The sequence below is a fragment of the Castellaniella sp. genome, assembly GCF_034675845.1.
Taxonomy (GTDB): Bacteria; Pseudomonadota; Gammaproteobacteria; order Burkholderiales; family Burkholderiaceae_B; genus Castellaniella.
This window is the reverse complement of record NZ_JAUCCU010000001.1, coordinates 1,048,232-1,061,485: the sequence shown is the minus strand read 5'-3', so window position 1 is coordinate 1,061,485 and position 13,254 is coordinate 1,048,232. Positions and strand designations below refer to the sequence as shown.

Sequence of the window (13,254 nt, the reverse complement as noted above, 5' to 3'; positions counted from 1 at the left end):
GGATCACCCTGGATGCGGCTTCGTTTTTCACCTCTGGCGACACATCGCCTGCGCCTGATGCGTCAGTTTCCCTGGCATTGGCTGATCGCGGTGTTGGTGGCGGTGGATGGGTATCTGTTTCTGGAACCCCTGTGGCAGTTGATTCGACAGCAGGGTCTGTTACAGGCGCTGCAGGTGCGTGACGGGGCCACAGTCGCCGCCTTTCTGGAGGCCGGCGGTATCCAGAAGATGATGCCGCTGATGCTGGGGCTGGGTATCCAGGTGATGGCGGTAGGCCTGCTGTATCGGGCGCGCATTGCCTGGGTCATCAGCCTGCTGCTGCTGGCCGGTGTGGCGGTTTTTTCATGGTGGCAGGGGCAGACGCATACGGTGCTGCTGGCCTACACCATCTTCTTGGTGGTGGTGCTGGTCGCCTATTGGCGGCATTTCAATCGCGCCAGCCTGACTGCCGGCAGTCTGTTCGCCGTTCTCAGCGTATTCAGCCTGCTGGTGTATGCGGTTTTTGGCGTGTTGTATCTGGGGGCCGAATTTTCCCCGCCTATCCACGATCCCCTAACCGCTTTTTATTTTTCTATCGTGTCCATGTCTACCGTCGGCTACGGTGACATCAGTCCGCAGACCGATGCCGCCCGGATGTTCTCGGTGTCCATCATTATTTTGGGGATTACGGTGTTTGCCACCTCGATCAGTGCGGTGGTGGGGCCCTTGGTGGGGGGTAATATTCAGCGGCTGATGCACGGGAGGATCTCGCATACCATGCGCAAAAACCACATTATTCTGGCCGGTAGCGGCCCTTTGGCGCAAAGCCTGCACGAGGCCCTGTTGCATCGTGGGCATGATGTCACGGTGATTTTGCCGTCCGTCGATGGTCACCCTTATCCTGCGGGTGCCGATGTGCTGGAAGGCGATGCGTCCGATACGGACACGCTGCTGCAGGCCGGGGCTAAACAGGCGCGGTATATTTTGGCGCTGCGCCATGATGATGCCGAAAACGCTTTCATCATCATGGCGGGGCGCGAGGCCGGCGGCCCCGACACCAAGCTGGTTGCCCTGGTGAATTCGCCCGTGCATCTGGCCAAGATCCGGATGGTTAATCCGGATATTGTGATTTCTCTGCAGGCGCTGGGCAGCGAGATTCTGGCGCGTACCCTCAGCGGCGAGACCATCGACGAAGCTTTGATCACGCGCCTGCTGTTTGGCGAGAAAACGCCGGATCAGTGAATCCGCATGCCGGGCTGGGCGCCTTCCCAGGGTTCCAGCACATAGATGCCGGGCTGGGATGCTTCGTCGGCGTGGCTGGCGGCCAGCACCATGCCCTCGGAGACGCCAAAGCGCATCTTGCGCGGGGCCAGATTGGCCACCACCACCGTCAGCTTGCCGGTCAGGTCTTCGGGCTGATACATGGATTTGATGCCGGAAAACACCTGGCGCAGGCGGCCTTCGCCGACGTCCAGCGACAGGCGCAGCAGCTTGTCCGACCCATCCACCGCCGTGCATTCCACGATGCGCGCAATGCGCAGGTCGATGCGGGCGAAGTCCTTGATGTCGATGGTCTCGGCAATGGGCTCGCCGCCCGGCACGCAGGCGGGTTCTTCGGGGGTTTCGAACAAGGCGTCCAGCTGAGCCGGATCGACCCGCTGCATCAGGTGCTTGAAGGCATTGATATGCCCGGGCAAGTCACTCGCATCCGCCCATACGTAGGCCTGCTGGCGGCCGAATAATTCGCGAGCGACGCGGTCGGTCAGGGCAGGCAGCACAGGCGTCAACATGACCGACAAAGCCTGGAACCCGGCCAGCGCCCGCGAGCAGATATCCTGCAGCGCTGTTTTCTGGGCGTCATCGGCCTGGGCGATGCCTTTGGCCAGGACCCAGGGCTGGGCGGTATCGAAAGCCTGGTTGATCTTGTCGGCCTGGGCCATGATGCGGCGAATGGCGCGGCCATACTCACGCGCCTCGAAGTCGGCCTGGACCTGCTGGGCGCAGGACTGCAGCTCGGTGCGCAGGGCGTCCGTGTCGCCCGCGTAGGCCAGGGCGCCATCGAAGTGCCGGGTGATGAAGGTGGCGGCACGGCTGGCGATATTGACGTATTTGCCGATCAGGTCGCTGTTGACGCGGGCCACGAAGTCATCGGGATTGAAGTCCAGGTCTTCGACGTGGGCGTTAAGTTTAGCGGCGATGTAATAGCGCATCCATTCGGCGTCCATGCCGATATCCAGATAGCGCAGCGGTGAAATCCCTGTGCCGCGACTTTTGGACATTTTCTCGCCGCTGACCGTGATGAAGCCGTGGACGTGCAGCATATCCGGGGTTTTGCGCCCGGAGAACTTCAGCATGGCGGGCCAGAACAAGGCGTGAAAATAGACGATGTCTTTGCCGATGAAGTGCACCTGTTCGGTCTTGCCATCCGGGTCCAGCAAAGCATTGTAGTCCAGACCTTGGGTCTGGCAGTAGGCCTGTAGCGAGGCCAGGTAGCCCACCGGAGCATCCAGCCAGACATAGAAGTATTTACCGGGGGCGTCCGGGATGGGGATGCCGAAATAGGGCTCGTCGCGGGAAATGTCCCAGTCCGCCAGATTGGCGGGCTCGCCTTCGGTGGTGCCCAGCCATTCGCGGGTTTTGCCCAGGACCTCGGGCTGCAGGCGCGGGCTGCCGTCAGTTTGTTGGCTGGTGGTCCATTCCTGCAAAAAAGCCACACAGCGCGGATCGGACAGGCGAAAGAAAAAGTGTTCTGAACTGCGCAGCACGGGCCGCGCATTGGTCAGCGTGGAATAAGGCTCGATCAGCTCGGTGGGGCTGTAGACCGCGCTGCAGACTTCGCAGGCGTCACCGTATTGGTCCTTGGCATGACAGCGGGGACATTCGCCCTTGATGTAACGATCGGGCAGGAACATGCCCTTCACAGGATCGTAGAATTGCTCGATCTCGCGGCTGTCGATGAAGCCGGCGGATTTCAAGGCGCGGTAGATATCCTGGGACAGTTGGATGTTTTCCGGCGAATCCGTGCAATGCCAGTGGTCGAAGCGGATGTGAAAGCCATTCAGGTATTTCGGGCGTTCGCTGGCGTAGCGTGCCACCAGGGCCTGCGGCGTGATGCCTTCGGCTTCGGCCTTGAGCATGATGGGTGCGCCGTGGGCGTCATCGGCCCCGACGAAGTGCACGGTATGGCCCGCCATCCGCATGGTCCGCACCCAGGTATCCGCCTGGATGTACTCCATGATGTGGCCGATATGAAAAGAACCGTTGGCGTAGGGCAGGGCAGTGGTGACGAATATCGTGCGCGACATGGAAAATAGCCGAGAGATCAAAAGAGATTGATTCTAGCAGTCTAGTGGCACTCTGCTGGTCCCTGCGGTCCGGGTGCCTGTTGTTACTTGGCAGGCTGTTGGTGCATTCAGGGGATTTCGCGCATCTCGATGTCTGTGACGTCCTGGGGGCGGGCCGGGCTTGTCTGGCCGGACCGGGTAGGCATGGGCGGGCGGCGGCGCTCGGCCCAGTAGGCCTTGACGCCAAAGGGCCGACCTTGCAGCCGGGCCACGATATACAGTACGCCGATGGCCAATAGCGTGGATGCCATGAAGATGATGGCCATGATCAGGCCAAAGAAGGCAAGCACCAGGAACAGGGCGGCGCGCAGGGCTTGTTGAATGATTTTCATGGCGATGGGACCTCTGTGGCCGGAAAAAGTTTCATGGATGTGCTTGTGTCCATATTGGGGTCAATCCGCAGATTTCCAGGGGAATCCGCTATGCTTGTGGTTTCGATTGTTTTCATCCGGATATTTCATGAGCACCATCCTCCAGGACATCCGCACCGCCTTGTCGCGAGTCATCAACCCGGATACCCGCAAGACACTGGCGGTCACCGAATCCGCGCTGCAGATCACGCCAGCTGGGGCGGCCTTTGATATCACTGTAACCCTGGGCTATCCCATATTCAATGGCGAGTCCGCGCTGCGTCAGGTGATCGAGTCCGCGCTGGCTGCTATCCCGGCACCAATAGGGGCGCTGAGCTTCCAGTCCAGGATCGCTACCCATGCGGTGCAGCGCGGCCTGCGGCCGCTGGATTCCGTGCGCAACATCATCGCAGTGGCGTCGGGCAAGGGCGGCGTGGGCAAGAGCACCACATCAGTCAACCTGGCCCTGGCGCTGCACGCCCAAGGGGCGCGGGTCGGTCTGCTGGATGCCGATATCTATGGCCCCAGCGTACCCATTATGCTGGGCCTGTCGGGCAAGCCCAAAAGCACTGATGGCAAGAGCATGGAACCCATGATCGGCCATGGCCTGCAGGCCAATTCCATCGGGTTTTTGATGGATGACGACGGCCCGGCCATCTGGCGCGGCCCCATGGTCACCCAGGCGCTGACTCAGCTATTATCGCTGACCCAGTGGGATGACCTGGATTATTTGATTGTGGACATGCCGCCCGGCACGGGCGATATCGCCCTCACCATGGCCCAAAAAGTCCCGTTGACGGGTGCAATCATCGTCACAACCCCCCAGGATCTGGCCTTGGCCGATGCCCGTAAGGGCCTCATCATGTTCCAGAAAGTGGACGTACCGGTGCTGGGCATCGTGGAAAACATGTCCGTGCATGTGTGCTCGAATTGCGGACACATAGAGCCTATTTTTGGACAGGACGGCGGTCGCCAGTTGGCAACTACCTATCATCTGCCCTGGTTGGGGGCCTTGCCGCTGCAACTCGATATCCGCCAGGAAACCGACTCTGGGCGGCCTAGCGTGGTGGCCTCGCCCCAGGGCAAGGCGGCCGGGCTCTATCATCAGATTGCCCGCCAGTTGGCCATTCATGTGGCGGGCCAGCCACTGGACGACTCCGGTGTCCGGCCCCGGGTCGTGGCGCGCAGCACCTGATGCTGGGCAGGCAGAGCAAACCTGTCTGGCTTCGCGGCATCCAGGCCGACATGGGTATCCGTTGTGGCCTGTGCGGTGTTTTTTTGCTGGCTTTGTTTTTTGGGCATCCGGCCCAGGCTGTCGTGCCCCAGGTCATTATCGATCCGGGCGGTGCGCCCCCTAAGGTACTGCGATCCATCACGGACGCCGTCGGGGCCATTACCCGCCTTGCGGAGGATCAGGACGTGCGTGAAGTCTCGCGCCTGCGCCGCCGTGCCTGGGATGCCGTCCAGGCGGCCTTGCAGACGCAGGGCTATTTCGCGGCCAAGGTCGTGCTGGACGTCACGCCCGACGCCCCGGGGGGGGGGCGAGTACTGGGATATCACCATTGATCCGGGTACGCGTGCCCGGGTGCGGCATCTGGGCTTGTCTTTTCGGGGTGCGCTGGCGGGTCAGGACTATGTCGCCCGCCGCCAGGCTTTGCGTGATAGCTGGCTGCTGAAGCCGGGCATGCCTTTTATCAACGATGACTGGTCCACGGCCAAATCCGATTTGCAGGATGCGGTGGCGCAGCAGGATTTTTATTTTTCCCGGCTGAACCCTACGCGGGCAGTGGTGGACCCGCAGGACTCGCAGGCTGATTTATCTGTGACGGTCGATAGCGGTCCCCCCGTGCGTTTTGGCGATTTACAGATCATCGGCCTGAAACGTGTGCCCGAGTCCTTGATCCGTCGCTATGTGCGCTACGAGCCCGGCGACCCCTATGATCGGACTCAGCTTGAGGACTGGCAGCAGGCCTTGCAGTCCACGGCCTTTTTCCGGGGGGCGTTTGTCACCTTGGCCGATGCTGATAGCGTCCCTGCGTCGGCAGCGGCGGGTGTTGCGCCGGTCACCCTGCCGGTGCGGGTGCAAGTCACCGAGGCCCCCGCCCGTTATGCCAGTGCGTCCCTGGGGGCGGATAGCGATCACGGCATCCGGGTCGAGGGCCTGTACCGCCAGAATGTGGTCTATGGCTTGCCGGTCTGGATCGAAACCGGGGCCGGGGTGGACATCAATCGTCAGCGTGCGTTTTTTGATGTACACCTGCCGCCGACCCTCGATAACTATCGTGACAGTTTTGGCTTGCTCTACGATCAATCCGACATCGAGGGCTTGCAGACCAGTCGTGCCGCGATTGGCTGGAAGCGTGTTCAGCAGCGCCAGGCAGCGGGCAATAGCCGGGTGGATTATGAAACCGCCCTGGCCGCCCTGGTGTCCTATGACAAAAACCGCACCGAAGGCGCGTATCGCTACGAGGTTCCCAGTTGGGCCATGACCTGGCAATGGCTGCGCCGGGACGTGGACGCAAAATACGATCCGCGCGAGGGCAATCTGATTGAGTTCGGCGTCGGCCTAGGGACCACGCTGGACGATGGGCAGCCTTTTTATCGCAGTAGCCTGCGTGTCCAGCAATGGTGGCCTATTGGCGATCTGGATGTGCTGACCTTGCGCGGTGAAATCGGCAAGGTCTGGTCCGACACGGATCGGCTGCCGCAGGATTTTTCCTGGCGCACCGGGGGGTCGCGCACGATTCGCGGCTATCGCTATCAAAGCATCGGCCTGCAGCGCAGCGGCGCAGTAGTCGGCGCGCCGACGCTGGGGGTGGTCAGTCTGGAATACACTCATTACTTTACCGAGATGCTGGGGGGTAATGTGTTTATTGACGCGGGTGATGCAGCTCCCTCTTTCAGCCAGTTTGACTGGCATCTGGGCTATGGGGTGGGTCTGGCCGTGCGTACGCCTGCCGGCCCCTTCAGCGTGGATCTGGCCTGGGCTCAGAAAGACAGTCGTTTGCGGCTGCAGTTTTCCATGGGCATCGCATTTTGAGCAGACGCGTGTCCTGGCTGAGTCGCCTCGGCCGTGGCTTGCGGCGTTTTAGTCTGTGGGGGCTGCCCCCTCTGGTGCTGGCCCTGGCGCTGGTGCTAGGATTTGCCTGGTGGTGCGTGGCCAGCACGGCAGGCACGCGCTGGCTGTTGCAGACGGCGGTTGCGCAGTTCGACGGCCAGGTCCAGGGGGTCAACGGCACGATTCGTCGCGGGCTGTATGTGCAGGGCCTTAGCCTGTCCCTGCCGGATGCCGACGTGCGGGTCACTGGGCTGCACCTGAAGGTGCTGTGGCACGAACTCCTGAACCGCCGCTTGCACATCAACGACTTATCAGCGGTGCGGGTGGATATTACCGTACGGCCTGGCGTCGCCTCGGATGCCGCGCCCGCCGAATCCTTTAGCATGCCGTCGCTACCCGTCAGCCTGCGGGTGGATCGCTTGTCGCTGGGTGGCCTGGGCTTGCACGGCGCAGCGCAGCTTCCTGTCGACGTGTTGTCTGTGTCCACCGCCTTGACGCTGGATGCCGACACCGCTGCGGTGACGCTGGATCAGCTGCAGATGGCGTATGACAATACTTTGCTGACGCTCAATGGCAATGTGGCCTTGCGCGGCCTGGCGGCGCCCTGGCCTTTTGAGGTCAATCTACATGGCACGGCGCTGGGACGCGGCGCGCAGTCCCCTGTCTGCCTGAGCCAGCAATGGCCGGCCACCGACCGTCAGGCGATCAGGCCCGCAGCTTCCCAAGCTTGCCGTATCGACCTGGATGTACGCTTGGCAGGCACGCCCGATGTTTTTCAGTTGCAGGCGCAGGGGCAGGGCGAAGGCATGTCCTTGCAGGCCGATGCCAGGATTCTGCCTGCTCAGGCCTTTCCCTTGGGTCAGACCACGCTGGATTTGACCTTGCCGGACCAGGCGGGCCTGTCCCTGCAGATACAGCCAGGGGCTCCCGGCCCGGATGGTTTGCGCCCCTTGCAGGCCAGCTGGGCCATGCGGCACCTGTCGTTGAATCCCTGGTTGCCGCCGACCATCGGCGCGACCTTGCTGGATTTTCAGGGACAGATCCAGGCCCGCTTGACACCGACCCATCAGTTGCAGGACCTGGGCCTGCAACTGGACATCAATACACCCAGCCGCTGGAATGGACATCCCCTGGCCGGTCATGTACGGCTTGCGCATTTGTCGCGTGCCCAAGGACCCTTGCTGGACGGGCAGGACCCATTGACCGATTTGTTCGGGATTCGCGCTCAGGACTTGCAGGTCGCGCTGGATATGGGCGCCAATCAGATCCGGCTCGACGGCCAGCTCTCTGTGGATAAGACGGCGCTGGCGTTGCAGGCCACGCTGCCCGCCCTGGATGTCTTGTGGCCTGATATTCCGGGCGGCGGGCGGGTCACCCTGGACCTTCAGGGGGCGCTGGCAAAGCAGCAGATCAAGCTTCAGGCTCGTTATGTGCCTGCGGATGAACAGCTCACCGAACCTGGGCAGGCCCCCATCGATCTGGATCTGGCCTTGCTGGGTGGCTGGTCGGCAGAGCATGGCTGGCAAGGGGCTGTGACCCGTCTGCAGGGCCGGCACGCAGGGGTTCAGCTGGATACCCAAGGCAATGTGCCGCTGCAGTTCGATGCGGCGGGGGGCTGGCAAGTAGGCCGGGGCCTCGTTGACCTGCAACTGGATGGCCAGGCCTTGCTGCAGGTACAGCATCGGGCTTCCAGCGGCCAGGCTGGACACTGGGAGACTCAGGGCCGTATCGATCCTTTGCTGATTACCCCAGAGCGCATCCAGCGGATTCAGGCTTGGCTGGGGCAAAAGGCGGAGCAGCGCCAGGGTGGGGTGCAGACAGCGCTGTCCGCCCAGGCGCGCGACAGCCGCCTGACGCTGGCGTTGGATTGGCATGTGCTGCGCAATCCGGCCCTCAGCGGCAATATCCGACTGCAGCGTCTGGATGGGGATCTGGTTGTGCCGGGCGACGTGCCCATCGAGTTGGGCCTGAAGGCCGCGCAGCTGGACCTCACGCTGAAGCCCGGCAGCGATACGCTCAGTCGTGCGCTGCTGGACCTGCAGGTCGGCACCCAGAAAATGGGCAGTCTGCGGATACAGGCTGAATCGCCCGTTCATGTCTCCCCCGATGGCACATTGGGGTTGCGCGCCCAGGACGAAAAACGTGTGCATCTGGTGGCTGAATCCGAAGACCTGGCATGGGTCAATCTGCTGTTGGGCGGGGCGCTGGAGGTTGGCGGCACGGTGCACGCCGATGTTCAGGGCCGCAGCCGTCCCGATGGCCAGTGGCTGTTGACGGGGCCGGTGCGTGGCGAAGGCATGCGTTTCATGATGGTCGACGAGGGCGTGCGCCTGCTGGATGGCACCTTGCAGGCGCATTTCGAGGGCATGAACCTGGTGCTGGACCATCTGCGTTTCCCGGCGGTGCGCCGGGTGACCCCCAAAGAATGGCGCACAGCCACCTGGGTGGCTGAAAATCCGGATGCTCAGGATGGCTACCTGGATCTGGGCGGCCAGTGGGATCTGGGCGCCAACGATGGCCTCGTCAATATTGAATTTCATCGTTATCCGATCTTACAACGAGCCGACCGCTACGCCATGATCAGCGGCGACTTGCGGATCAGCGCTGCCTTGCCACGGGTGGACCTGACAGGAAAAATCGTCGCGGATGCTGGCTGGTTCGATCTGGATATGCTGAACAATATCCCCTCTTTGGATAGCGATGTGGTGGTGCTGAAACCTGGTCAGAAGCAGGTCGAAACCGATGCCTCGCCTCCTCTGAATATGGAGGTTGCCCTGACGGTCGACCTGGGGCCACGGTTTTACCTGACCGGCTATGGACTGGATTCGGGTTTGGTGGGCAGCCTGGATCTGCGGCTGCATGATGATAAGCTGACCGCCTTGGGAGCCTTGCGCACGCGCGGTGGGGCCATTGATGCCTATGGCCAGCACCTGCAGCTGCGTCGTGGCACCATTACCTTCCAGGGCGACATCAGCAATCCAACCCTGGATATTCAGGCTTTGCGCACCAATGTTGCCGTCCAGGCCGGGGTGCAGGTGGTCGGTACGGCGCGGCGCCCGCGCATTGACCTGATCTCGGTTCCCGAGGTCAGCGAAACTGAAAAGCTGACCTGGCTGCTGCTGGGGCATGGGCCCGACGAGGGCGGGGCGGATATGTCGTTGCTGTTTTCCGTCGGCAGCTCGTTTTTGGCGGATGGCGAACCTTTTTACAGGCGCTTTGGCCTCGATGAGCTCAGCCTCCGTTCTGGTGAACTTGGCAGTACGGGCAGTATCTTGCCGGTCCAGAGCGTGGTCAGCGGCCTGGACAGCGGTGTCAGTCCCATCGAGCAGCGCTTTGTCATGGCCAGCAAAACCCTGAGCCAGGACCTCAAGGTCAGCCTGGAACAGGCATTGTCCCAGACCGGAACCGTGGCCCGTCTCAGCTATCGATTGATGCGCGGCTTGCGGGCGGAAATGACGGTTGGCACTGTCAGCGGGCTGGCGCTGGTGTATCGCTGGTTTTCCATGGATTGATGATTTTTGCGCTCAGCGCCGTTGTGCCGGACGGCAGCATCGACGCGCCGGGGTTTTCTTCTAAAATACGGCAATCACGAATCAAGGATGGCCATGAGCATCAAGAACGACCGCTGGATTCGCCGTCAGGCGCAGGAATCCGGCATGATAGAGCCCTTCGAGGCCGGCCAGGTGCGCTCGGTCGATGGGCAGAAGATCGTCAGTTATGGCACCAGCAGCTATGGCTATGATGTCCGTTGCGCGCGGGAATTCAAGATTTTTACCAACATCAATTCGTCCATTGTCGACCCAAAAGCCTTTGATGCGGGTTCTTTCGTGGACTTCGAGGGCGATGTCTGTATCATTCCGCCTAATTCGTTTGCTTTGGCACGCACGGTTGAATATTTCCGTATTCCCCGTTCGGTGCTGACCATCTGCCTGGGCAAGAGCACCTACGCTCGCTGTGGCATTATCGTCAACGTCACCCCGCTGGAACCCGAATGGGAAGGCCATGTGACGCTTGAATTCTCCAACACCACCCCCTTGCCGGCCAAGATCTACGCCGGCGAAGGCTGCGCCCAGATGCTGTTCTTCGAGAGCGACGAGGTCTGCGAGACTTCTTATGCGGATCGGGACGGAAAATACCAGGGTCAGCAAGGGGTCACCTTGCCTCGTACTTAGTGTCCTGAACACAGACACAATCCCGGCCTGGTTTCAGGATGCCTGCCGGGGATAGGGGGCTGCATGGTCAGCCCCGACGGTGACAGCCATGAAATTTCGTTTTCCCATCGTCATCATCGACGAAGACTATCGTTCCGAAAATGCGTCGGGGTTCGGCATTCGCGCCCTGGCTTCGGCCATCGAGGCCGAGGGCGTCGAGGTGCTGGGGGTAACCAGCTACGGGGATCTCAGCTCGTTTGCGCAGCAGCAAAGCCGCGCCAGCGCCTTTATTCTGTCCATCGACGATGAAGAATTCGATGAGGATTCCCCCGAGGATGTGGCCAACGCCATCAAGAACCTGCGCACCTTCATCGGTGAGTTGCGGTTTCGCAACGAAGACATCCCCATTTATCTCTATGGCGAGACGCGTACCTCGCAGCATATCCCGAACGATATCCTGCGCGAACTCCATGGCTTCATCCATATGTTCGAGGACACCCCCGAATTCGTGGCGCGCCACATCATCCGCGAGGCACGCGCCTATCTGGACAGCCTGGCACCGCCGTTTTTCCGCGAACTGCTGGAATACGCCTCGGATGGCTCGTATTCCTGGCATTGCCCAGGGCATTCGGGCGGGGTGGCTTTTTTGAAAAGCCCGGTCGGGCAGATGTTCCACCAGTTTTTCGGTGAAAACATGCTGCGCGCCGATGTCTGCAATGCCGTGGAAGAGCTGGGCCAACTGCTGGATCACACCGGCCCGGTGGCAGAGTCCGAGCGCAATGCCGCCCGTATTTTTCATGCGGACCACTGCTTTTTCGTCACCAACGGCACGTCTACCTCCAATAAAATCGTCTGGCATGCCAATGTGGCGTCGGGTGACGTGGTGGTGGTGGACCGCAACTGCCATAAATCCATTTTGCATGCCATCACCATGACGGGTGCCATCCCGGTGTTTCTGCGCCCCACGCGCAACCACCTGGGCATCATCGGGCCGATCCCTTTGGAAGAGTTCGATCCCGAAAACATCCGCAAGAAAATCGAGGCCAATCCCTTTGCCCGCGAAGCCGTCAATCAGCGTCCGCGTATCCTGTCGTTGACGCAAAGCACCTACGATGGCGTCATTTACAACGTGGAAATGATCAAGGAAAAACTGGGTTCGGAAATCGATACGCTGCACTTTGACGAAGCCTGGCTGCCGCATGCGGCATTCCATACGTTCTACGAAGACATGCACGCCATCGGCCCCAACCGGCCGCGCAGCCATGACACCATGGTGTATGCCACGCACTCCACCCATAAGCTGCTGGCGGGTCTGTCGCAGGCCTCGCAGATCGTGGTGCAGGACTCCGAATCCCGTAAGCTCGATCGCAATATCTTCAACGAAGCATTCCTGATGCATACGTCCACCTCGCCGCAGTACGCCATTATTGCGTCCTGCGATGTGGCGGCCGCCATGATGGAGCCCCCCGGCGGCACCGCCCTGGTCGAGGAGTCCATCCGCGAAGCCCTGGATTTCCGTCGCGCCATGCGCAAGGTCGAATCCGAGTTCGGCAAGAACGACTGGTGGTTCAAGGTCTGGGGACCGAACCGCCTGGTGTCCGAAGGCATCGGCAATCGCGATGACTGGTTATTGGCATCCGGCGACGAATGGCACGGCTTCGGTGATCTGGCCGATGGCTTCAATATGCTGGACCCGATCAAGGCCACGGTGGTGACGCCGGGCCTGGATATCTCCGGCACGTTTGCGGATTCCGGCATTCCTGCCGCCCTGGTGTCGCGTTATCTGGTCGAACACGGGGTGGTGGTCGAAAAAACCGGCCTGTACTCTTTTTTCATCCTGTTTACCATCGGCATTACCAAAGGCCGCTGGAATACACTGCTGACCGCCTTGCAGCAGTTCAAGGACGACTACGACCGCAACCAGCCCCTGTGGCGCGTGCTGCCGGAATTCTACCGGGCGCATAAACGCTACGAGCACATGGGTCTGCGCGATCTTTGCCAGGAAATCCATGAAGCCTATCGTCGTTATGATTTCGCCCGCCTGACGACCCGTGTATACCTGAGCGACATGGTGCCCGCCATGCGGCCGGCCGATGCCTATGCCCGCATGGCTCACCGCGAGGTCGAGCGTGTGCCGGTGGATCAGCTTGAAGGCCGCGTGACCGGGGTGCTGCTGACCCCTTATCCGCCCGGTATTCCGCTCTTGATCCCCGGCGAGCGCTTTAATCGCGATATCGTCGATTATCTGGCCTTTACCCGCGAATTCAATCTGCAATTCCCGGGCTTTGAGACCGACGTGCATGGTCTGGCCTACGAGACCGGCGACCACGGCCAGCGCCATTATTACGTCGATTGCATCCGCGAAAACTAAA

Annotated in this window: 7 protein-coding genes and 1 pseudogene; 6 read left to right on the top strand and 2 right to left on the bottom strand. The window is 61.2% G+C overall.

The window, feature by feature from the left end; genetic code table 11:
- The first annotated feature begins 12 nt into the window (after positions 1–12).
- Positions 13–1,221 (top strand): voltage-gated potassium channel protein, encoded by a 1,209-nt coding sequence (gene kch, locus VDP81_RS05110; protein WP_323011726.1) that lies wholly within the window; start codon positions 13–15, stop codon positions 1,219–1,221.
- Here kch and metG read toward each other — a convergent pair.
- Together metG and VDP81_RS05100 are read right to left on the bottom strand one after the other, a co-directional pair.
- Positions 1,215–3,284, bottom strand: a complete 2,070-nt coding sequence (metG, locus tag VDP81_RS05105) for a methionine--tRNA ligase (protein WP_323011725.1) — start codon at positions 3,282–3,284, stop codon at positions 1,215–1,217. The genes kch and metG overlap by 7 nt on opposite strands.
- A 107-nt stretch (positions 3,285–3,391) precedes the next feature.
- Complete coding sequence (locus VDP81_RS05100; RefSeq protein WP_322996728.1) at positions 3,392–3,655, bottom strand: hypothetical protein; 264 nt, start codon at positions 3,653–3,655, stop codon at positions 3,392–3,394.
- 127 nt (positions 3,656–3,782) lie between these two features.
- Here VDP81_RS05100 and apbC point away from each other — a divergent pair, with 127 nt between their 5' ends.
- The 5 genes and pseudogenes from apbC to VDP81_RS05070 all read left to right on the top strand — a co-directional run bounded on the left by apbC (position 3,783) and on the right by VDP81_RS05070 (position 13,253).
- Entirely contained in the window at positions 3,783–4,868 is a 1,086-nt protein-coding gene (gene apbC, locus VDP81_RS05095) for an iron-sulfur cluster carrier protein ApbC (RefSeq protein WP_323011724.1), read from the top strand.
- 50 nt (positions 4,869–4,918) lie between these two features.
- Positions 4,919–6,713 (top strand): annotated as a pseudogene (locus tag VDP81_RS05085) (autotransporter assembly complex protein TamA).
- Between the two features lie 8 nt (positions 6,714–6,721).
- On the top strand, positions 6,722–10,243 hold the full coding sequence (locus VDP81_RS05080) for a translocation/assembly module TamB domain-containing protein (RefSeq protein WP_323011721.1): 3,522 nt from the start codon (positions 6,722–6,724) through the stop codon (positions 10,241–10,243).
- A 93-nt stretch (positions 10,244–10,336) separates the two neighbouring features.
- Positions 10,337–10,903, top strand: coding sequence for a dCTP deaminase (dcd, locus tag VDP81_RS05075; protein WP_323011720.1), 567 nt, complete (start codon positions 10,337–10,339; stop codon positions 10,901–10,903).
- 88 nt (positions 10,904–10,991) lie between these two features.
- Positions 10,992–13,253 (top strand): arginine/lysine/ornithine decarboxylase, encoded by a 2,262-nt coding sequence (locus VDP81_RS05070; protein WP_323011719.1) that lies wholly within the window; start codon positions 10,992–10,994, stop codon positions 13,251–13,253.
- The last annotated feature ends 1 nt before the right edge of the window (position 13,254 follow it).